Annotated in this window: 19 protein-coding genes; 8 read left to right on the top strand and 11 right to left on the bottom strand. The window is 64.0% G+C overall.

What is annotated here, in order from left to right; translation table 11 throughout:
- The first annotated feature begins 253 nt into the window (after positions 1-253).
- Positions 254-2,350, top strand: a complete 2,097-nt coding sequence (locus GR138_RS02500) for a pre-peptidase C-terminal domain-containing protein (RefSeq protein ID WP_160857026.1) — start codon at positions 254-256, stop codon at positions 2,348-2,350.
- An 80-nt stretch (positions 2,351-2,430) separates the two neighbouring features.
- Here GR138_RS02500 and GR138_RS02505 read toward each other — a convergent pair whose 3' ends face one another.
- From GR138_RS02505 to GR138_RS02535, 7 genes are all read right to left on the bottom strand, one after another.
- The gene (locus tag GR138_RS02505; protein ID WP_160857027.1) at positions 2,431-2,916 is read right to left on the bottom strand and encodes a GlcG/HbpS family heme-binding protein; all 486 of its coding nucleotides are present in this window, start codon (positions 2,914-2,916) and stop codon (positions 2,431-2,433) included.
- A 107-nt stretch (positions 2,917-3,023) separates the two neighbouring features.
- Entirely contained in the window at positions 3,024-3,620 is a 597-nt protein-coding gene (locus GR138_RS02510) for a response regulator transcription factor (RefSeq protein ID WP_160857028.1), read from the bottom strand.
- Entirely contained in the window at positions 3,617-5,209 is a 1,593-nt protein-coding gene (locus GR138_RS02515; RefSeq protein ID WP_160857029.1) for a sensor histidine kinase, read from the bottom strand. The genes GR138_RS02510 and GR138_RS02515 overlap by 4 nt, the downstream gene beginning before the upstream one ends.
- Before the next feature lie 72 nt (positions 5,210-5,281).
- On the bottom strand, positions 5,282-6,727 hold the full coding sequence (locus tag GR138_RS02520; protein ID WP_160857030.1) for an amidohydrolase family protein: 1,446 nt from the start codon (positions 6,725-6,727) through the stop codon (positions 5,282-5,284).
- Positions 6,720-7,814 carry an amino acid ABC transporter permease gene (locus tag GR138_RS02525; RefSeq protein WP_160857031.1) on the bottom strand — a complete coding sequence of 365 codons (1,095 nt, stop codon included), beginning with the start codon at positions 7,812-7,814 and terminating at the stop codon, positions 6,720-6,722. Before GR138_RS02525 ends, GR138_RS02520 begins: the two co-directional genes overlap by 8 nt.
- A 1-nt stretch (position 7,815) precedes the next feature.
- A complete protein-coding gene (locus GR138_RS02530) occupies positions 7,816-8,964 on the bottom strand; it encodes an amino acid ABC transporter permease (RefSeq protein ID WP_160857032.1) in 1,149 nt (382 codons plus the stop codon).
- A gap of 86 nt (positions 8,965-9,050) precedes the next feature.
- Positions 9,051-10,070 carry an amino acid ABC transporter substrate-binding protein gene (locus tag GR138_RS02535; protein WP_160857033.1) on the bottom strand — a complete coding sequence of 340 codons (1,020 nt, stop codon included), beginning with the start codon at positions 10,068-10,070 and terminating at the stop codon, positions 9,051-9,053.
- 451 nt (positions 10,071-10,521) lie between these two features.
- Between GR138_RS02535 and GR138_RS02540 the strand changes: the two genes are divergently transcribed.
- From GR138_RS02540 to GR138_RS02550, 3 genes are all read left to right on the top strand, one after another.
- Positions 10,522-11,403 carry a helix-turn-helix domain-containing protein gene (locus GR138_RS02540; protein ID WP_160857034.1) on the top strand — a complete coding sequence of 294 codons (882 nt, stop codon included), beginning with the start codon at positions 10,522-10,524 and terminating at the stop codon, positions 11,401-11,403.
- Between the two features lie 123 nt (positions 11,404-11,526).
- Complete coding sequence (locus tag GR138_RS02545) at positions 11,527-11,724, top strand: hypothetical protein (protein WP_160857035.1); 198 nt, start codon at positions 11,527-11,529, stop codon at positions 11,722-11,724.
- 10 nt (positions 11,725-11,734) lie between these two features.
- The gene (locus tag GR138_RS02550) at positions 11,735-11,920 is read left to right on the top strand and encodes a hypothetical protein (RefSeq protein ID WP_160857036.1); all 186 of its coding nucleotides are present in this window, start codon (positions 11,735-11,737) and stop codon (positions 11,918-11,920) included.
- Between the two features lie 100 nt (positions 11,921-12,020).
- Here GR138_RS02550 and GR138_RS02555 read toward each other — a convergent pair whose 3' ends face one another.
- Together GR138_RS02555 and GR138_RS02560 are read right to left on the bottom strand one after the other, a co-directional pair.
- On the bottom strand, positions 12,021-13,235 hold the full coding sequence (locus tag GR138_RS02555; protein ID WP_160857037.1) for an MFS transporter: 1,215 nt from the start codon (positions 13,233-13,235) through the stop codon (positions 12,021-12,023).
- A 48-nt stretch (positions 13,236-13,283) separates the two neighbouring features.
- Entirely contained in the window at positions 13,284-13,982 is a 699-nt protein-coding gene (locus GR138_RS02560; protein ID WP_160857038.1) for a DUF899 domain-containing protein, read from the bottom strand.
- 86 nt (positions 13,983-14,068) lie between these two features.
- Between GR138_RS02560 and GR138_RS02565 the strand changes: the two genes are divergently transcribed.
- Positions 14,069-15,289: a helix-turn-helix domain-containing protein gene (locus GR138_RS02565; protein WP_160857039.1), complete on the top strand. Its 1,221-nt coding sequence runs from the start codon at positions 14,069-14,071 to the stop codon at positions 15,287-15,289.
- A 33-nt stretch (positions 15,290-15,322) separates the two neighbouring features.
- The gene (locus GR138_RS02570; protein ID WP_160857040.1) at positions 15,323-15,955 is read left to right on the top strand and encodes a Vgb family protein; all 633 of its coding nucleotides are present in this window, start codon (positions 15,323-15,325) and stop codon (positions 15,953-15,955) included.
- A 3-nt stretch (positions 15,956-15,958) separates the two neighbouring features.
- Here the strand turns inward: GR138_RS02570 and GR138_RS02575 are convergent, their stop codons facing one another.
- Together GR138_RS02575 and GR138_RS02580 are read right to left on the bottom strand one after the other, a co-directional pair.
- Positions 15,959-16,819 (bottom strand): urea carboxylase-associated family protein, encoded by an 861-nt coding sequence (locus GR138_RS02575; protein WP_160857041.1) that lies wholly within the window; start codon positions 16,817-16,819, stop codon positions 15,959-15,961.
- Positions 16,820-16,974: 155 nt separating this feature from the next.
- The gene (locus tag GR138_RS02580; protein ID WP_160857042.1) at positions 16,975-17,457 is read right to left on the bottom strand and encodes an Lrp/AsnC family transcriptional regulator; all 483 of its coding nucleotides are present in this window, start codon (positions 17,455-17,457) and stop codon (positions 16,975-16,977) included.
- A 172-nt stretch (positions 17,458-17,629) separates the two neighbouring features.
- Between GR138_RS02580 and GR138_RS02585 the strand changes: the two genes are divergently transcribed.
- Together GR138_RS02585 and putA are read left to right on the top strand one after the other, a co-directional pair.
- A complete protein-coding gene (locus GR138_RS02585; RefSeq protein WP_160857043.1) occupies positions 17,630-17,836 on the top strand; it encodes a hypothetical protein in 207 nt (68 codons plus the stop codon).
- 41 nt (positions 17,837-17,877) lie between these two features.
- On the top strand, positions 17,878-21,564 hold the full coding sequence (putA, locus tag GR138_RS02590; protein ID WP_160857044.1) for a trifunctional transcriptional regulator/proline dehydrogenase/L-glutamate gamma-semialdehyde dehydrogenase: 3,687 nt from the start codon (positions 17,878-17,880) through the stop codon (positions 21,562-21,564).
- Positions 21,565-21,601: the final 37 nt, after the last annotated feature.

Genomic DNA, 21,601 nt, shown 5'->3' on the forward strand with positions numbered 1-21,601 from the left:
CTTTTGCGGGACTATTTCTCGCAATGATCCAACTGTCGATAGACGTTCGTCGCCACCACAGTGCCATTCGCAGAAAAGCGCTCACTCCGTAAACCCCGCCGTGCTCTGTGCCTGACGCGGCGGGAATGATCGAGATTCGGCGACCAGCGACGTTTTTCGTGCGGTCGAGGATTGATCCTGCCGTGCCGCGCGCGGGTTTTGCCGTCCGTCGCAGCCAACAGAATCCCGTATCGATTTCGAGGAGTTCATTCCTATGTCCAGCATTCCCGGCAACACATCGACGAACGCAACCATCATCAAGGGGCAGACCATCAAGAACGCCCTGACATCGGCCGGCGACGCCGACTGGTTCAAGGCCGCCTTTTCCGCAGGGCTCGACTACGGCTTCCGCCTTTCCGGCGACGGTTCCGGCAACACCCTGCCCGACCCCGACCTCTATCTCTACGACGCCAACGGCAATTACCTTGAAGGCGAGACGAATTATTCGTCGAGCAGCATGACGATCAGCTTCTCGGCGCTTGCCGGCGGCACCTATTTCGTCGGCGTCAAGGATAATGGCGACGACTTCGGCAACTATATCCTCACCTGGCTTGGCAACGACACGATCCGCCGCGACGTCAACACCACCTCTACCCTCTCCCAGGGGCAGACGATCAAAAGCGCGGTGGACGTTGCCGGTGATTCCGACTGGTTCAAGATCACCCTCAAGGCCGGTCTCGACTACGGCTTCGCCGTGTCGGGCGACGGTAGCAACGCCTCGCTGCCGGACACAGACTTGTTCCTGCGCGACGCGAACGGGAACTGGCTTGCCGGCGAAACGAATTACAGCAGCAGCAGCTATTCTCTCGCCTATGCGGCAAGCCAGACCGGCGTCTACTTCCTCGACGTCAAGGACAACGGCAACGACGTCGGCAACTATAACCTGAGCTGGGTCGGCGCCGACACCATCCTGCGAAACACATCGACCACCGCCGTGCTCGGCACCGGCAAGAGCATCGCGAGCGCCGTGGACGTGCAAGGCGATTCCGACTGGTTCAAGGTCAGCCTCAAGGCCGGCATCAGCTACGCCTTCACCGTCACCGGCAGCGGCGCAGTCGGCCTCCCTGACGGCGACATCTTCGTGCGTGACGCCAACGGCACCTATTTGGCGGGCGAGACCAACTACTCATCCGCAACGGGCCTCGTCACCTTCACGCCCTCCGCCGGCGGCACATACTTCATCGAAGTCAAGGACAATGGCAACGACATCGGCAAGTACATCGTCGCCAATCCCAGCCTCGACACGATCTTCAACAACACGAAGACGACCAGCAGCATCCTGGTCGGCAGAACCCTCACGGGCAAAATCGATGTTCAGGCAGACAGCGACTGGTACGGCTTCAACGTCAAGGCGGGCGTCACGTACACGTTCACCACGGGCGGCACCGGCAGCGCGGCCGCAAGCGGCCTCAAGCTGGTCCTGCGCGATGCCAACGGCAATGTGATCAGCTCGGATTCAGACACGTCTGCCGTTATCGAGTTCACGGCGTCCAATACCGGCAAGGTCTATCTCGACATCGCCGGCTATTCCTCTTCCGTCAAGGGCAACTTCTATCTCTCCGCGGTGTCGAATGAATCACTGCTGAAGGGTTCCTCGGCGGCTGACGGCCTGACGGGGGGCGACAATAACACAACGATCTTCGGCTACGCCGGCAACGACCGCCTCTCCGGCGGTGGTGGAAACGACCTCCTGGTCGGTGGGGCCGGTGCGGACAAGCTTTACGGCGGTACGGGCGTCGATATCGCCTCCTACCGCGACGCCACCTCCGGCGTAGTGGCCAGCTTGCTGAGCCCGTCAAAAAATACGGGGGAAGCCAAAGGTGACAGCTATTCTTCGATCGAAGGTCTCACCGGCTCCGCCCATGCCGACGTGCTCGAAGGCAATAGCGGCGCAAACCGTCTGAGTGGCTCTGCCGGCAACGACAAGATTTATGGCGGCGCAGGTGCCGACGAACTTTATGGTGGCGCCGGCGCAGACGAACTCTACGGCGGCACCGGTGTCGATACCTTTGTCTTTAAGAGCTACAGCGACAGCACCACCACCGCGCGGGACATGATCTACGACTTCTCGAAAAGCCAACGCGACAAGATCGACCTTTCAACCATCGATGCCAGCACCACTGCGTCAGGCAATCAGGCGTTCACGTTCATCGGCGAGAAGGGGTTCAGCAACAAGGCGGGCGAACTACGCTACATAAACAGCGGCGGCGATACGTTCCTCTACGGCGATGTAAACGGCGACGGAAAGGCCGACCTCGCCATCCGGCTCGACAATACGATCGAGTTCGTGAAGGGTGACTTCATTCTCTAAATACCCTTAGGGCCACGACGCCAACAAGACGCCCCGGCATCATTCGATGCCGGGGCTTTCGATTCCTGTTAGCGTTCGACTTACTTCAGCTTGGCGCTGACGGCGTCGATGCCGGCGCGGGCGCATTCGTCGTCGATGTCGCCGCTCGGCGCACCGCCGACGCCGATGGCGCCGATGGTTTCTTCACCGACCTTCACCGGCACGCCGCCGGCCAGCACGAGCAGGCCTTCGATCGAGACGAGCTGCGCGGCAGCCGGGTTCTTGCCGACATTTTCAGCGATCTTCTGGGTCGGGGCGCGCATGGAAGCTGCCGTGAAAGCCTTGCGGACAGCGCTGTCGAGGGTGTGCGGGCCGGCACGGTCGGCGCGCAGAACGGCGCGGGTGACACCGGCACGGTCGACGACGGCGACCGTCACGTTGAACTTCTTGGCGGCGCAGGCCTTGACGGCAGCGTCGGCGGCTTCGACCGCGATGTCGAGCGGCATGTTGCGCTCGGTGAGAACGTCAGCCTGGGCGGCACCGGCAAGGGTCAGAGCGGCAAAGGCGGTGGCAACGAACGTCTTCATGTCTATCTCCATATGGGGCCGCGCGGTCTCGTTGGCGGCGACGCCCTGTTTTCGGAGATTTCCACCCGCTGCGGTATCGGTGGATGGACGGAGCGCAGTCCGTAGGACTACGGAGCCTGCCCGATCAACGCCAGCCGCGCGAACTCCGCCACCGAGGTCGTGCCGAGTTTCTGGGCAATGTTCGCCCGGTGCGTGTCCACCGTGCGGGGCGACAGGGTCAGCGTTTCAGCAATCTCCCGCGTCGACCAGCCGCGCCCGACCATGTCCAACACCTCGCGCTCGCGATCGGTGAGCTGCGCAACGAGCTGCGCCGCCTCCGCCCGCTCCGCCTGCTGGTCCAGCGCGCCCGATGCCTGTTGCAGCGCCTCGATCAGCACCTGTTCGTCGATCGGCTTCGTCAGGAAATCGACAACGCCGGCCTTGAAGGCCCGGCGGCAGGCATGCACGTCGCCATGACCGGTACAGATGATCGTCGGCCAATCGCAGCCGATCGCACCAAGCTTTTCATGCAATTGCAAGCCGGTGATCGCCGGCATGCGCAGGTCGAGGAGCAGCACCCCCGGCTTCAGCTTCGGCGCCCGCGCGAGAAAGGCAGTCGGATCACCGAACGTCTCGATGCGGATGCCGTAGGTGCCGAGCAGCAGCGACAGGGCGCTGCGCACCCCTTCGTCGTCATCGACCAGATAGACCGGCGCCATTGTCATTCCGCTGCTTCCTCCCGTCTTTCCGCGGTCCGCGCCGCGGGCAACCGCACGGTGAAGACTGCACCGCCCGCTACCCCGTTCTCCGCGACGATACTGCCGTCAAAGCGCTCGACGATGCTTTCGCACAGGCTCAATCCCAGCCCCATGCCGTCCGGCTTGCTGGAGAAGAATGGCTCGAACAGCCGCGGCAGAATGTCGGCAGGAATACCGGTTCCATTGTCGGCGACGACGATCTCGAAATTTTCTTCCGAACCCGGCCTCAACGAAACCAGAACCCGGCCATCCACCCTGTCCGCCTGCTCCACCGCATCGGCCGCGTTGCGAATGAGATTGTGGATCACCTGTTCGATCTCCACGGGGTCGATCCGTGCCAGGGCGGGCGTTTCGGGCAGTTCCACGTCGAGCACGATGCCGCGCCGGTCGAGGTCGATGCGCGACAGCGCCACGATATCGGCGACGTGGCGGCCGAGATCGTGCACGCCCGCCTCCAGGGCACTTTTACCGACATAGGCGCGCAACCGCACGAGAATATCGGCGGCGCGCTTGGCCTGAAGCACATTTGCGGCGAGTACGCTATCGATCGGCGTATCCTGCAAGCCGCTCGCCGCCGCGATGCGCCGTCCCGCCTGGCTCTGGCTGAGCAGCGCCGTCAGCGGCTGGGTCAGTTCGTGGGCGATGCCGGAGGCCATTTCGCCCATGCTGTTGATACGCAGCGCATGGGCAAGCTTGGTCTCGTGCTGGCGAAGCGCCTCGCGCCGGGACGCGGCCTCCGCCGCCTCGCGGGCAAGGGCCGCATCCTGCCGATGCCGCAGCAATGAGCGAACGAGCGCGAGCCCGGAAAGCGAGATCGCCGCGAACAGCGCAAAGGGCAGCGGTGGAAGAAGCTGCGGCAACGTCACCTGCCGCCCTACGGATAGCCGCAACGGTTGCGTGGCGCTTGCGATCGGCGCGTCGAACCGAACGGTACGGGCGAAAAGTGACGATGCCGCCAGCTGTCTTGCAGGCATTCCCAGCAGCAATCCCTGCCCCGTCGAAAGCGTCAGCGATGCCCAACGCGGCGATTCTTCACCTTCGACGAGTTTAGCGCCGTCAATGTCGAGGCTCACGGCAAGCGTATCGTTCATGCGCTTCATGAGGCGATAGTGGCCGGGCTTGCCATCCGGACCGTAGGCCGCCTTGCCGGATGCAAGTCCCTCGACGGCCCGGGCAACCGCCAACGGATCCACCGTCGACCCGTCCGCGGACGTCGCGGAACTCACCACGCTCGCCCCCTCGCCCGGCGACAGGCGGATGAGGTCGATCGCGACGATGCGCGGATAGAACCGCAGGATCGATCGTGCAACGAGGTCGAAATCCTGCGACGGCTGCGCCTGCGCAAGGCCAAGGGCGCTCAGGCTCGTCAGATGCGCATCATGCTGGGCGACGCGCTGGGAAATGGCGCGTTGCAGCGAACGGCCGCTTTCCGACACGTCCTGCTCCAGCACCTGCCGATGGCTTGTCGCCGAATAGAGGCCGAAAGCGACAAGCAGCAGCAGCCAGCCACCGACAAGGGCGGCCGAGGAACGAAGAAAAGTCAGGCGTCGATGCATCGAAGGTGAGCCGGGTCGAGGGTCTGGGGTAAGCATCATAGGGCTTGCCTCCTCCCTTGGCGATCCGCAGCATCACGGATGCGGCAGCACCGGCAGCGAGAGCGGCGCCAGCTCGGATGCCGATCGCCCGCGCGGATCGTTCGCCTGCAAGCGGCGCACCGCGAAATCCTGTACCGCCTGCAGTTCCGCCAGGGCACCATCGTAGTCGACGCGGGTCGGCCGGTCGTTTTCCATGACGCAGGCGCCGTCGACATAGACGGCCGCGACCGCGCGCTCGGCGGCGCAGTGCAACAGGTTGCGCAAGGGATCGTAGACCGGCTGCATGCCGGGATGCTTCAGGTCGATCAGCGAAAAGTCCGCCTTGGCGCCCTCGGTTATGCGGCCAATGTCGCTGCGGCCAAGGGCACTGGCACCGGCGAGTGTCGCCACCTCGAAAATATCGGCCGTCGAGACGTCGAACACCGTGCCACCGGCGATACGGGCATTGATCAGAGCCGTCCGCATCTCCTCCAGCATGTTGAAGGGGTAACTGTCGGTGCCAAGCGCCACGTTCACGCCACTGCGGCGATAGCGACCGACCGATTGCAGCACCATGCCGCTCCGCGCAAAAGTGACGGGGCAATGGGCAACGCTCGTCCGGCTCGCGGCAAGACGGTCAAGATCCTCAGCCTTGCGCTGGCGCGTCCAGGTATGGCTGTCGATGAAGATGCAGTGGCCGAGGATGAGGTCCGGACCGAGAAGGCCAAGCTTTTCGAGATATTGCACGGCGGTTAGGCCGTGGCGACGCAGCAGTTCCTCGTGCTCGGCCATGGTCTGCGCGGCATGAATGGTGATCGGCACCTTGCGGCTGCGGGCCGCCTCCGCCGCTTCCTGCAACAGCTCGGGCGAGCAGGTCTCGACCTGCGCCGGGGCAACTATGCCGCCGAGACGGCCGCAGGCATGGGCCTCGGCCGCATCGACCGTTTCCAGTGCGCGCGCAAATGCATCCCGGCCGCGGGCGGCGTCCCATTTGAAATCGAGCCGGTGGCTGTTCTCGACATGCCAGGCAGCCTCCCGGAAACCGGGCGCGACATAGGCGCGGGCACCACTTTGCGCCAGCGTCGGCAGCCAGCATTCGTGCGAGCCGGCAATATCGACGAAGGTGGTGACGCCGCTGCGCAGCAGGTCGCCGAGCATGACGGTGAGCGCCGCCTGCACCGCGTCGTCGCTAATCTCGATGAGCGTCGAGTATTCGTACATCGCCTGCCCCCAGAGGGTGGCGGTGCCCTGGTCCTCGAACAGGCTCTTCGAGATCGGCTCCTCGCCGGAATGGCAATGCACATTGACGAAGCCCGGCAGGACCATGCGGTCACGGCCGGAGATTTCCCGCACGAACGGGCCGTCATAGCGGCCGCCGACATGCAGGAAACCGCTGTCGTCGAAGGCGACGTCCGCATCGTTGAGATAGGCATGGCCGCCCCTCGCCGCATCATAGGCGACGACGGTGTGGGCGTTTCGGATGACGGTAATGTCAGGCATGTGTCGTCCTGAAATGGTTTTCGAGGAAGCGGCTATAGGCGCCCATCAGGGCACTGAAGGTGAAGTAGACGGCAGCGGCGACGAGGTAGCCTTCGAGCACCGCGATGCCCTGCCATTCCGGATCGCGAATGGCGGAGCGCACCGTGTCGAGGAAGTCGACGAGGCCGACGATGGTGACGAGCGTCGTGTCCTGGAAGAAGCCTATGAACAGGCCGACCATCGGCGGAATGACCTTCTTCAACGCTTGTGGCAGCACGATCTTGCGCATGACCTGCCAGTAGTGCAGCCCGAGCGACTTGCCGGCCTCATGCTGGCCGGCCGGCACGTCCTGCAAGCCGCCGCGCACGATCTCGGCGATATAGGCGGAGGCGAACAGGATGATCGCCACCTGCGCACGCACCAGCTTGTCGATGGTGACACCATCCGGCATGAACAACGGTAGCATGACCGTCGCCATGAACAGGATGCTGATCAGCGGCACGCCGCGCACGATCTCGATGAAGCCCACGGCCAGCACCCGGATGGCCGGCAGGTTGGAGGCGCGCGCCAGCGCCAGCACGATGCCGAGCGGCATGGCAAGCGTCAGCCCGATGAAGGACAGCAGGAAGGAGAGCGGCAGGCCGCCCCAACTCGTCGTCGGCACCGGCGTCAGGCCAAAGACGCCGCCGGCCATGAGGATATAGAGCACCGGCAGGATGACGACGATCCAGGCGAGGAGCAGGTTGCGGCTCCAGAAGCGCGGCACCATCGAAACGCCGCAGGCCCCGAAGAGCAGCAGAAGCGCCAGCAGCGGGCGCCATTGCTCCTCATAGGGGTAGAAGCCGAAGACCATGTAGCGCAGCTTTTGCGCCACAAACGGCCAGCATGCGCCGCTTGCCACCTTGCAGGCTTCGCCCGCACCGGAAAACACGGCGTCGATGACCAGCCAGCCGAACGCCAGCTTGGCGATGAAGAGGATGCCGGCGATCGACAGGAGACTGACGATCGTATTGCCGGGTGTGCCGAAATAGGCGGAGAATTTGCCGAGGCGCTGGGCAGTTGGCGCCGGCTGCGGCGGGGCCAGAGCAAGCATTTGAACGTCGGCCATATCAGCGCTCCTTCAGCGCGACATGCGCATTGTACCAGTTCATGACGAGCGAGATGGTGATCGACAGCGCCAGATAGACGCCCATGAAGATCGCGATCGTCTCGATCGCCTGGCCGGTCTGGTTCATCACGGTGTTGGACACCATGACGAGGTCCGGATAACCGATGGCAATCGCCAGCGAACTGTTCTTGAAGACCGTGAGATAGGTGTTGGTCAGCGGCGGGATGATGATGCGCAGCGCCTGCGGCAGCACGACGAGGCGCATGGTCTTGCCACGCGCAAGACCGAGTGCCGCAGACGCTTCCCACTGTCCCTTGTTCACGGCCTGGATGCCGGCGCGCACGATTTCCGCGACATTGGCCGAAACGCTGAGCGCCAGGCCGAAGAGCAGCGCCACGAATTCAGGCCGAACATGCAGCCCGCCCGTCAGGCGGAATTTTCCGGCGGTCGGGAAATCCCAGTTCACCGAAAAGCCGTTGACCAGCCACAGCAGAAGAACCGGCGCGAGCAGCACGCCAAGGGCGATGAGGCCGCCATGATTGGACCGACCGGTCGCGACCCGCTTGCGTGTCGCCGCAACGCGGATGAGGAAGGCCGCCGCCGCGCCGCCGAGAAGGCAGGCGAGAAGCGCATAACCACCGCTTTCCACGAAAGCCGCCGGCACGACGAGGCCGCTGTTGGAGAGGTAGACGCCCGGCAGAAGGTTCAGCGCCTGCTTCACCGGCGGCAGGATCAGGATGATCAGCGAATACCAGAGGAAGAGATAGAGCAGCAGCGGCACGTTGCGCAGAAGCTCGACATAGACGAGCGCAAGGCGGGCGAGCAGCGGGTTGCGCGACATGCGGGCAATGCCGACTGCCAGACCGAGCACGGTGCCGAAGAAGGCCGCGAGCAGCGAGACCTTCACCGTATTGGCGATGCCGACCAGGATCGCCCTGCCGATCGTATCGGTCGCTTCGAAAGCAATGGCCGCCTCGGTGATGACAAAGCCTGCGGGCCGCGTCAGGAAATCGAAACCGGTCGCGATGTTCTGCTTGGCAAGGTTGCCGCTCGCCGTAGCAAACATCGTCCAGCCGACGAGAACGACGAAGCCGACCGCGACGACCTGATAAAAATAGGCGCGAAAGCGCATGTCATGCAGGAAAGTCATGAATCCTCGCCGCCGGACTTGGGAAAGAAATGGGCGCGCGCACCGCCATGCGCGCGCCCGGGACGATCGCTAAAAGGAAAAAGCGATCAACGGATCGGCGGCGAGTAGATCATGCCGCCAGCATTCCACAGCGCATTCGGACCGCGCGTCAGGCCGAGCTTGGTGCCCTCGCCCACGTTGCGCTCGAACACTTCGCCGTAATTGCCGACGCTCTTGATGACGTTGTAGCCCCACTTGTTGTCGAGGCCGAGCATCTTGCCGAGCTCTTCCGTGGCGCCCAGCATGCGCTGCACGTCGGGGTCTTCGCTCTTCAGCTTCTCGTCGACATTCGCCTGGGTGATGCCCTTCTCTTCGGCCGCCATCAGCAGCCAGACCGACCAGGATACGATGTCGCCCCATTGGGAATCGTTCTGGCGGAAGGCCGGCGCGAGCGGCTCCTTGGAGATCGTCTCCGGCAGCACGATGTAGTCGGCCGGGTTGTTGGCGACGGCGCGGATCGAGGCGAGGTCAGAACGGTCCGAGGTGATCGCCTCGCAGCGGCCGGAATAGAAGGCGGCGCGGTTCTCGTCCGGGCTTTCGAAGACGACGAGTTCGAACTTGCCGTTGATGGCGCGGAAGAAGTCGGAAATATTCTGCGCCGTCGTGGTGCCCGGCAGGGTGCAGATTGCCGCTTCCGTCAGTTCCTTGGCGCTGGAAACGCCGAGCGACTTCGGCACCATCAGGCCCTGGCCGTCGTAAAACACGGTCGGACCGAAATCGAGGCCAAGCGACGCGTCACGCGAGAAGGTGTGGGTGGTCTGGCGCGACAGAACGTCGATTTCGCCGGACTGCAGCGCCTGGAAACGGGTGTTGATGTTGGTCGGGACGAACTCGACCTTGTCGCCATCGCCGAACACGGCAGCGGCGATCGAACGGCAGATATCGGCATCAAAGCCCTGCATGCGACCCTTGTCGTCGGGCGCTGCAAAACCCGGCGTCGCGAGCGAAACGCCGCAGACCAGCTTGCCACGCGCCTTGACGGTTTCCAGCGTGCTGGCTGCCGAAGCCTGGCCGGCCATCGTCAGGCCCAGTGCGGCTGCGCAGATCGAAAGAAGTGCCTGTTTCATGCTTCCCCTCCCACGGGTGTTGTTGGATGCAGACGGCATGCCGCCCTCCAGCAGCCGCCACTTCAGTGCGATCTTTCAGACCGCAATAATTGTGTACAATGTAAAAAATGGATCATCAACAGTTCGCTACATAGAATGTCGACAATCCATCCAAAACTCCGATGTGCAATGGACATGAGCCTATGTTGGGCAGGCATCAACCAGTTGCCGCGCAGCAGACCGGCACTATCGATGTGCGTTGAACGCGGGTTTAGTTCGAAAAAATATGACGGTTTCAACTTCTCGTATGCGATTTACGTCTGACACTCGACTGACGCCTCTGAGGTCAAGCCGCTTCGCGCAGATTCCGAAATATGGCTCTTCCGTAATTGACGAGGGCACGCGACAATCACAAACGGCGAGCAAGGCGTCGGGGCATCGGCGATGGAACCCCATCGGCCACGGAGAAGACATGACTGTCGAAACACGGAACGGGGATGATCAGGTCGCGGCGATTGCGGATCTCGCCATGGCGCTGCTGGAGGGCATCGGCCGGCTGGACTTTCAGGAGCGCATCATGAATGCCCTGAAGCAGCAGGTCACCTTCGACGCGAGCCTCATCCTGCTCTACCGCCGCGGCTTGGCACCCAAAATCCTGTTCAACGACACACGCACAGACCGGGGCCTGTCCAACATCCAGCAATATCTGCAGGGCTACTACCGGCTTGACCCGTTTTACCGCCTGACGCTGGAAGAAGGCATCGACGGCGTGCACCAGTTGAGCGAAATCGACAGCAGCTTCGGTGACAGCGACTACTACCGCGAATACTACCAGTATTCGGGCCTGCAAGACGAAATCAACGTGCTCGTCAGCCTCGACACGGACACCAAGTTCGCTATCTCGCTTGCCCGGCGCCATGCGCGGCCGGGCTTCAAAAGCCGGGACCTGACATTTTTGCGCACCGCGACGCCTCTTCTGGTGAAGGCCATCGTCCGGCATTACCGTGATCTCCGCCCCGGGGGACAGGAAGGCGAGGCGCAACTGCAAAGCGCGCTGGCGCAGGCGGTGCGCAATTTCGGCCGCAGCGTTCTGACAAATCGCGAATGCCAGGTGGTGCAGCTGATCCTGCGGGGTCATTCAGCGAAGGAGATCGCGGCAAAACTCGGCATCGCGCCGACGACCGTGAAGCTGCATCGCCGCAATCTTTATGCGAAGCTGGACGTCACCTCACAAGCCACTCTGTTCTCGCTGTTCCTCGATGCCGTCTGCTCGGCGGAAAACGCGTTCGACGACCCGCTTGCCGGCTATCTCACGCGTCGCGCCCGGCTGACAGGCGATATGCTGCACGCCTGACAAGACGCGAGGGCACCCGCAGCCGGGTCGGAGCAATCCGCCCGAACCTTTCCAAAATTCTTCGGGAACATTCGCCGCCCTTGCCGGTTGAGAGACCGTCAACGACATTGGGCATGATCGCAGATGCCGGACCAATCAAAGCTTTTCCCTGACCACAGAAGGCTGTCGGGCGAGCGTTATACAGTGGACGCCTTCCGTAGCGCCTATGACCTGCCGCAGCAGGAGGCCAAGCGCCTGTTCGACAAGTTCGGCCCTTCCAAGCGCGAGCTTGATCTTCTCATGCGCGCGCGCCGAAACCCTGCGCAGTTCATGAATTTTTGAGGAACCGACCATGACGATCGAAAAACCGAAACCCGGCGCTCCCGGCAGCACGCAACAGCCAGCGCGCGGGCCCGACCGCGACGCTGTCAACGAGACGAAGGACGGCGAGCAGCTCAGCGAAGACGAAGAGATCAAGCGGGAGCAGGCAACCAATCCCACACTGATGCCGATCGGCGATCCGGCCGGCGCAGCCTGAACAAAGTTTCCCCGCCATGCCGGAAGACTGCCGACATGGCGGGGAAAATGTGAGGCGACTCGGCCATGCCGTAAACGCCTTTATTCTAACGTCCTTCCGTTCAAGCCGCCGCCAGCGCGCCCTGCGCCTTCGGCACCGGCTTGAACGTCATGGCGATCAGGAAGGCGCCGATGCCGATGCCTGCAGAGCCGGCATAGAGCCATGTGTAGCTGGCAAAGGTATCGTAGATCAGCCCGCCGGCGACGGGCCCCAGCGCCATGCCGAGGCTTCCCGCCATGGCCGTGCCGCCGATAACCGTACCCATCAGCCGCAGCGGAAAGTTTTCCCGCGCGATCACCGCATAGAGCGGCATCACGCCGGCATAGATGAAGCCGAAGATGGCTGCGACGACATAGAACGAGGCAAGCCCGCCGGCAAACACATAGGCGAGTGCGCCAAAAGCCTGCGCGAGCAGCCCGAGCACAAGGATTTGCTTGGCGCCGAACCGGTCGCCCAGGATGCCGAAGGCGATGCGGCCGCCCATGCCGGCGAGGCCCTCGATGCTGTAGATCGAAACCGCCGCGATCATCGGGATGCCGCAGGTGATGGCGTAGCTCACCGTATGGAAGATCGGCCCCGAATGGGTCGCGCAGCAGAAGAAGTTCGTCAGGCACAGGATGATGAACTGCGGCGATGTCATCACATCACGCGTCGTCATGCCCTCCTGCGCGCCATCGACCTCGGCAAGGCTTTCGCCCCCCGCCTCGAGGGCCGGCGGGCGCCGGATCAGGAACGTGGTGGGGATCATCACAACCGCGACGACGACGGCGATGATCTGCATCGAGGTCCGCCAGTCGTGCAGGGACACCAACCAGGCGGCGAAGGGCGCCATGGTCATCGGTGCCATGCCCATGCCGGCCGAAACCAGGGAAACGGCAAGGCTGCGGTGCGTATCGAACCAGCCCGTCACACAGGCCATCATCGGCGCGAAGACCGCCGCCGCCGCCACACCCACGAGCAGGCCGAAGACGAACTGGAAGGCGACCAGCGACGTCGCGACGCTGGCGAGCCCCAGGCTCGCCGCCAGAAGCACCGAACCCGCCAGCACCACCGGCCGCGGCCCCACCCGGTCGGACAGCCCACCCCAGAACATGCTGGCAAAGGCCATGGCGAGGAAGCCGATGGTCATGGCGGTGGAAACGCCGGTCACCGACCACCCGGTGTCCTTGGCAATCGGCAACAGGAAGACCGGCAGCGAAAACATCGCGCCAATGGCGATGCAGCCAAGCAGGCCGCCCGCGGCGACGATCACCCAGCGATAATGCGTATGGATCATTGTCATCTCCTTCGCGGCCGGCCGATTGTGGCCTGGACCGCCCCAAAATCAATATTGATCGTGCCGCCTTACCCATTGCATCGGATAGCGAAGACCGTCCTCATCACGGCCCTTCGGCACGAGGTCGAGGAAGTGATAGGCACCGTTCACCATCTCGACGCCGCGCGCGTAGCAGGAGTAGGTGTGGTACACCTCGCCCGGCCCGCTCCTGTAAAAGACGCTGACGCCGACCATTTCCGACATCGTGTTCGCACGAATTTCAAAATTGTAGGTGGCACGACCGGCGGCCAGCTCCTCCGGCGTCGCGGAAGCCTGGTAATCGAAATTGAAATCGCTGCCGCCCGACGATACCCAGGGGAAATTCCAGCCCATGCGTTGCCGATAGGCCTCGATCTTTTCGAAGGGCGCACGCGAGATAGCCTTGAAGGTCACGTCGCGCTGGGCAAGATGGATCGGGATGCCATTGAAGTTGTCCGCCCAGAACGAGCAATGTGTGCAGCCCTCCTGCCAGTCCGGGCCGAGCATGAAGTGATAGACAAGGAGCTGCGAGCGCCCGTCGAACAGCTCTTCCAGCGACTGCCGGCCGTTCGGCCCCTCGAATTCGTAGCTTTTTTCCACCCGCTCCCAAGGCATCGCCATGCGACGGCGGGTCAGCGCCTCGCGCTTTCGCGTGAATTCCTTCTCTTCGGCGAGCAATTCAAGGCGGGCCTTCAGCCAGTCCTCGTGCGAAACGGCTTGATTGCGCATCACGAACATCCTTTCTTCTGTGTCGATGAGCCGAGGATAGACACCGCTTTCGCCAGCGCGGGAGTTACAAGTGTGACGGGAAAAGCATGGACTCGATGATCACTGCGGCTGCCAGGGCCCTTGCCACCGGCGATCCGCTCGGCGCGCTGAACCGCGTGGCGCTGCGCAACGACGCCCCGGCCCTGGCGCTGCGCGGCATCGCGATGGCCCAGCTTGGTGATCTCGACCGGGCAAAGGTGTTGCTGAAGGGTGCCGCCGGCGCCTTTGGCCCGCGCGAGGTTGTCGCGCGGGCGCGCTGCGTTGTCGCCGAAGCGGAAATCGCCCTCGTTTCGCGCGATCTGACCTGGCCGGTGAAGGCGCTCGCCGCAGCGGGCGCGACGCTGGCGGCCCATGGCGACTGGCTGAATGCCGCGCACGCTCGCACCCTTGCCATTCGTCGCCTGCTCTTGATCGGCCGGCTGGACGATGCTGCGGCCTTGCTCGCTGACGTCGATCCCGCCACCCTACCCCCGCCGCTGCGGGCCGCGCATGAACTGGCGGCAGCCGGCATAGCAATCCGCCGCTTGCACATGACGATTGCCCGCAATGCCTTTTCACGCGCCATCGAGGCCGCAAAGCTTGCGCGCATCCCGGCTCTCATCGAGGAAGTGGAAGCCGACGCCGCAATACTGCACAAACCGGCAGCCCGCCTGATTGAAAACGGTGCGGAGCGCTCGCTGCTCCCGGACGATGTCGAGGCGCTGCTGACGACAGACAGTCTGGTCGTCGACGCCTGCCGTCATGTCCTGCGCTGCGGGGAAGTTAAGCTGTCGCTCGCGACGCGACCCATCCTCTTCTCCCTGCTGCGCACCTTGGCCGAAGCCTTTCCCGACGATGCCAGCCGGGAAACCCTGCTGCTGCGAGCCTTCCGGGCAAAACATGCCGATGAATCGCATCGTGCCCGCCTGCGCGTGGAAATGGGCCGTCTGCGCGCCGAACTGGCATCATTGGCCGACATTACCGCCACCCGGGACGGCTTCCTGCTGGCGCCGCGCGGTGGCCGGCCGGTCGCCGTGCTCGCCCCGCCGCGCGATGAACCACACGCCGATGTGCTGGCGCTCTTTGCCGATGGGGAGGCCTGGTCCAGTTCGGCGCTCGCCATTGCGCTCGGTACCAGTGCCCGCACGGTACAGCGCGCACTCGAGCAGCTTTCCGCGGCGGGCAAGGTGCAGTCGATCGGCCGCGGGCGCACCCAGCGCTGGCTGACGCCGACACCCGGCGCTTTCTCGACACTCTTGTTACTCCCGGGTCCGCTGCCGGGCGATTAGGATCACACCATCAACGATCCAAAGGAGATGACAATGACCACCACCCAAGCAGACATCATCCGCGAATACGGCCCCTTCCCGGGCCTCGATCAGGTTCATGGCGTGACCTATGACGGAGAAAACGTCTGGTTCGCCTCCGGCGACAGTGTCAATGCGGTGAATCCCGACGATGGCAGCGTGCTGCGTTCCATCGATGTCGCCGCCCATGCCGGCACCGCCTATGACGGCCGCCACCTCTTCCAGATTGCCGAGGACCGCATCCGCAAGATCGATCCCGCCTCCGGCAGCGTGCTCGCCACCATTCCCGCCCCCGGCAATGGCGGCGATTCCGGTCTTACCTGGGCGGAGGGTTTTCTCTGGGTCGGCGAGTATCGCAGCAAGCAGATTCACCAGATCGAACCGGAAACCGGCAAGATCGTCCGCAGCATCCAGAGCAACCGCATGGTGACCGGCGTGACCTGGGTGGACGGCGAACTCTGGCACGGCACGTGGGAGGGAGAGGAAAGCGACCTGCGCCGTCTCGATCCGCAGACCGGCGCCGTGCTCGACACCATCGTCATGCCCAACGGAACAGGCGTTTCCGGGCTTGAATCCGATGGCGCCGACCGGTTCTTCTGCGGCGGCGGCAGCAGCGGAAAGATCCGCGCCGTCCGCCGGCCGCGTTGAGCGTTACAAGCCGTGGGTGCCGTCATAGCCGTTGATCGGTGGCGGCGCCCAGCCTTCCGGCAGGCCCTTGGGCTTGTAGATTTCCACGACCATCGGGTAGCACTTGGCCGTATCGGAAGAATGCTGCGCCGAACAATCCCCGCCCGGGCAGGCCGACATGCAGCCGAGAAGATCGATCTCGGCGAAGAATTCCAGATAGTCGCCCGGCCGCACCGGGCTCGCCTTCATGAAATACTGCCCGGTATCGCGGGTGAAGCCGGTGCACATGAAGACGTTCAGCACGTCGTGCACATAGGTTTCCGCCTCGCGCGGGGCCATGCCGGTTTTCGCGGCGAAGGCGCGGGTGAGGTTGGAGTGGCAGCAATGGTGGTACTGTCCGCCATGGCTCAAGAGATTGTGCGTATAGGGATCGCAGCGCGTGCCGATCACGTCATGCACCGCCCCGCCGAAATCGTCGAAACCGTACCAGTCCAGCGTGTCGTGCGTGATGGTGGCGATCGGGCGCAGATAGGGGAAATTGGAAAAGAGCTGGTCGCCGAGGCCGACATGCGTGCCGTTCAGCGCCCGCGTCTTGCCGGTGAACAGCCGTTCCTTGAGGTCGTTCGCGTTGAACAGGTTAAGGTCGCCGACCTGTGGCCCTTCGCTGGAGACGATGCGGCAGAAATGCCCCGCCGGCACCGACCACGTTGCCGCTTCGCGCGGCGGCACGATGACGGTTTCGACGAGTGTCAGGTCATCCCGCACAGCGCGGTAGGCCGACAGATCCGGACGCGGCAAAGTTTCAACCGGATAGCAGACCACCGGCGCGATGGCCTTGCGGGCAGCGGCATCCGCCGGTGCGGCTGTTATAGGATTGGGCTTCATGACATTTCCCCCTCTTCCACCCGCTTGCCGCCGGAATTCTCCTCCGCGCAAACGCAAACTTGTTGAATGACAATATTAGTATTGTTCAACAAGATCGATTTCAAGCGGGAAGACGACAGCGACGGGCTTGGCCACGACGCGCACGACAGGAACGGTCATCCGCGCTCCTTCACCGTCTCCATCGCCACGTTGGTCGATGTGCTTGCGACATAGGGCAGGTTGGAAATCCGCTCGCCGAGCACGAGCCGGTATTTCTTGATGTCACGCGTGCGGATCTTCAACAGATAGTCGAAACGGCCGGCGATCATGTGGCACTCTTCCACCTCCTTGATCTTGCGCACCGCCGCATTGAAACTGTTGAGCGCGTCCTCCTGCGTGTTGGTGAGCTTCACTTCGGCGAAGGCGATGTGGTCGAGGTTCATCTTGGCCGGATTGAGGATCGCCTTGAACCCCTGGATGAAGCCGTCCGCGATCAGCCGCTTGAAGCGGTTCTGGCACGGTGTCTTGGACAGGCCGACCTTTTCCGCGAGCTCCGCCACGGGAATGCGGCCGTTCACCGCGAGTTCCTCGAGGATTTTCCGATCAAACGCATCCAACGACCCATCAACCTGCACTATTTCAGGCAAATCACCCTCCATTCAAGCAAAAATAGACCCATATAGCCTAACACGGCACGATATGAAGTCCATTTGCTTCTAGGGCTCGTGATATTGTCCCGCGCAGTTTCCAGGAATGATTGCACGACATCCGACCGCCTCTTGCGTGACCGGGTGCAGGCGATGTTCCGGCGCCAGACGACAGGGGATATTGGTGCAAGACAACAGCTTCGATGATAGCATGCCGCCGGACCTCGTCCGCCACTACAAGCCGCTCGCCATTCCGGCGCTTGTCGCGGCGTGCAACATCAGGGCCGAGCGGTCCGAGCGCGCGCAAACGGGCCTTCAATCCGGGCGCGCCTTACCGTTTCATGATGTCCCGGACGACCGGGACGCGCCTGCCGTCGCCTTCATTCGCTGACCCTATCTCCTACCATTGATCCGCTTCTCATAGGTCCTTCCATGCAGAATCCCGCCGCCGACGAAACCCTCATCCCCTTCGCACAGTTCGCCCCGCCGGTGCGACCGCAGAGCGATTTGCGCAAAGCGATCACCGCCGCCTATCGCCGTCCCGAGACGGAATGCCTGCCGCCGCTGGTTGCCGCAGCGCGCGTCACCGAAACGCAGCGCTACGACATCCGCGCCACTGCCCGCACGCTGATCGAGGCGCTGCGCGCCAAGCACAAGGGAACGGGCGTCGAGGGGCTGGTGCAGGAATATTCGCTGTCGAGCCAGGAAGGCGTGGCGCTGATGTGCCTTGCCGAAGCGCTGCTGCGCATTCCGGATACGGACACCCGCGACGCGCTGATCCGCGACAAGATTTCCGAAGGGGACTGGACCTCCCACATCGGCGGCGGCAAGTCGCTGTTCGTCAACGCCGCCACCTGGGGCCTCGTCGTCACCGGCAAGCTCACCTCTACCGTCAACGATCGCGGCCTGTCCGCCGCCCTGACCCGCCTGATCGCCCGCGCCGGCGAACCGGTCATCCGCCGCGGCGTCGACATGGCCATGCGCATGATGGGCGAGCAGTTCGTCACCGGCGAGACGATCGAGGAAGCGCTGAAGCGCGCCAAGCCTCTCGAAGCCCGCGGCTTCCGCTATTCCTATGACATGCTTGGGGAAGCTGCGACGACCGGCGCCGATGCCGAGCGCTATTACCGCGACTACGAGAAGGCGATCCACGCCATCGGCACCGCATCGGCCGGCCGCGGCATCTATGACGGCCCCGGCATCTCGATCAAGCTTTCGGCGCTGCACCCGCGCTACAGCCGTGCACAGGCCGCCCGCGTGATGGACGAGCTGCTGCCAAAGGTGAAGGCGCTCGCAGTACTCGCCAAGAAATACGACATCGGCCTCAACATCGACGCGGAGGAAGCCGACCGGCTGGAGCTCTCGCTCGATCTGCTCGAAGGCCTCTGCTTCGATGCCGACCTTCAGGGCTGGAACGGCCTTGGCTTCGTCGTGCAGGCCTATGGCAAGCGCTGCCCCTTCGTGCTCGACTACATCATCGACCTCGCCCGCCGCTCTGGTCGGCGTGTCATGGTGCGCCTCGTCAAGGGCGCCTATTGGGATGCCGAGATCAAGCGCGCGCAGCTCGACGGCCTTGCCGACTTCCCCGTCTATACGCGCAAGATCCACACCGATGTCGCCTATGTCGCCTGCGCCCGCAAGCTGCTCGCGGCCCCGGACGCAGTCTTCCCGCAGTTCGCGACCCACAACGCGCAGAGCCTCGCCACGATCTACCAGCTCGCCGGCCCGGATTTCGCCGTCGGCAAATACGAGTTCCAGTGCCTGCACGGCATGGGCGAGCCGCTCTATGACGAGGTTGTCGGCAAGGACAAGCTCGATCGCCCCTGCCGCATCTACGCGCCGGTCGGCACGCATGAGACGCTGCTCGCCTATCTCGTCCGCCGCCTTCTGGAGAACGGTGCCAACTCCTCCTTCGTCAACCGCATCTCGGACCCGAAGGTCTCCGTCGAATCGCTGATCGCCGACCCGGTCGACATCGTCGCCGCCATGCCGGTGGTCGGCGCGCCGCACGACCAGATCGCGCTACCGAACGCACTGTTCGGCAAGTCCCGCGAGAATTCGAAGGGCCTCGACCTTTCCAACGAAGAAACGCTTCAGGGCCTGTCGGCCGAACTGGCCGGTACCACCGCCAAGCAATGGCACGCGGCACCCCTCCTGGCAGACGGCAAGGCCTGCGGCGAAACGCTCGACGTGCTGAACCCGGCTGACCACCGCGACGTGGTCGGCCGCATCACGCAGGCGAAGGTCGAGGATGCCGAGGCCATCGTTGCCGCGGCGGCCGATCATGTCGCCGCCTGGTCCACCGTTTCGCCGGCCGATCGCGCCGCCTGCCTCGACCGGGCAGCGGACATCATGGAAGGCCGCATCGAGCCGTTGATGGGCATCATCATGCGCGAAGCGGGCAAGTCGGCGGCCAATGCCATCGGCGAAGTTCGCGAGGCCGTCGATTTCCTGCGCTACTACGCCGAACAGGCCCGCCGCACGCTCGGTCCGTCCCACCTGCCGCTTGGCCCAATCGTCTGCATCAGCCCGTGGAACTTCCCGCTCGCCATCTTCACCGGCCAGGTTGCAGCCGCCCTCGTTGCCGGCAACCCGGTGCTGGCAAAACCTGCCGAAGAAACGCCGATCATCGCCCATGAGAGCGTGAAGATCCTGCATGAGGCCGGCGTGCCGGTCGGCGCGCTGCAGTTCGTGCCCGGTGATGGCCGCCTCGGTGCCGCCCTCGTCGGCGCGCAAAAGACGGCCGGCGTGATGTTCACCGGCTCGACCGAAGTCGCCCGCCTCATCCAGGTGCAGCTTGCCGAGCGGTTGTCGGCCGGCGGCAAGCCGATCCCGCTGATCGCCGAAACCGGCGGCCAGAACGGCATGATCGTCGATTCCTCGGCACTCGCCGAACAGGTGGTCGCAGACGTCATTGCGTCGGCCTTCGACAGCGCCGGCCAACGCTGCTCGGCGCTACGCGTGCTCTGCCTGCAGGACGACGTCGCCGACCGCACGCTCACCATGCTGAAGGGCGCCCTGCAGCAGTTGACGCTCGGCCGCACGGACAGCCTGCATGTCGATATCGGCCCGGTCATCACTGCCGAAGCCCGCGACGGGATCGCGAGCCACATCGAGCGCATGCGCGGCCTCGGCAACAAGGTCGAGCAGCTGCCGCTGCCGGCGATTGCCGAACACGGCACGTATGTCGCGCCGACCATCATCGAGATCAAGAAACTCTCCGATCTCCAGCGCGAGGTCTTCGGCCCCGTGCTGCACGTCATCCGCTTCCGTCGCGCGGATCTCGACAAGCTGATCGACGACATCAACGCCTCGGGCTACGGCCTGACCTTCGGCCTTCACACGCGCCTCGACGAGACGATCGCGCATGTGACGAGCCGCATCAAGGCCGGCAACCTCTACGTCAATCGCAACATCATCGGCGCGGTCGTCGGGGTTCAGCCGTTCGGCGGACGCGGACTGTCCGGCACCGGCCCCAAGGCCGGCGGTCCACTCTATATCGGTCGTCTCGTGCAGAAGGCGCCAGTGCCGCCGCAGCAGGATTCGGTCCACACCGACCCGGCGCTGCGCGACTTCATCACCTGGCTCGACCGCAAGGGCAGGACGGCGGAAGGCGAGACCGCGCGCGGCTTCGCAAACCGCTCGGCACTCGGCCTGCTGCGCGAACTCGCCGGCCCCGTCGGCGAGCGCAACCTCTATGCCCTGCACCCGCGCGGCCGCATTCTCCTGGTGCCCGAGAGCGAAACCGGCCTGCTGCGCCAGGTCGCGGCTGCGCTCGCGACAGGCAACGAGATCGCCATCAACGAGGTCGCATCCCTGAAGTCCACGCTGGCGGACCTGCCGACCTCGGTCGCTGCCCGCCTCTCGTGGACCTCCGAATGGGAAAAGGCCGGCCCGTTCGCCGGAGCACTGGTCGAGGGGAATGCCGAGACCGTGCTCGCCGCCAACCGCCGCATCGCGGCCCTGCCCGGCCCGCTGGTGCTGACGCAGGCGGCAACGACCGAGGAACTGGCAACCGACCCGGAAGCCTATTGCCTCAACTGGCTGCTGGAAGAGGTCTCGACCTCCATCAACACCGCCGCCGCCGGCGGCAATGCCAGCCTGATGTCGATCGGCTGATCCCAACCGGTGCAGGCACCCGAACCGGTTGCCTGCA

It is taken from the genome of Shinella kummerowiae (genome assembly GCF_009827055.1).
Lineage (GTDB): Bacteria > Pseudomonadota > Alphaproteobacteria > Rhizobiales > Rhizobiaceae > Shinella > Shinella kummerowiae.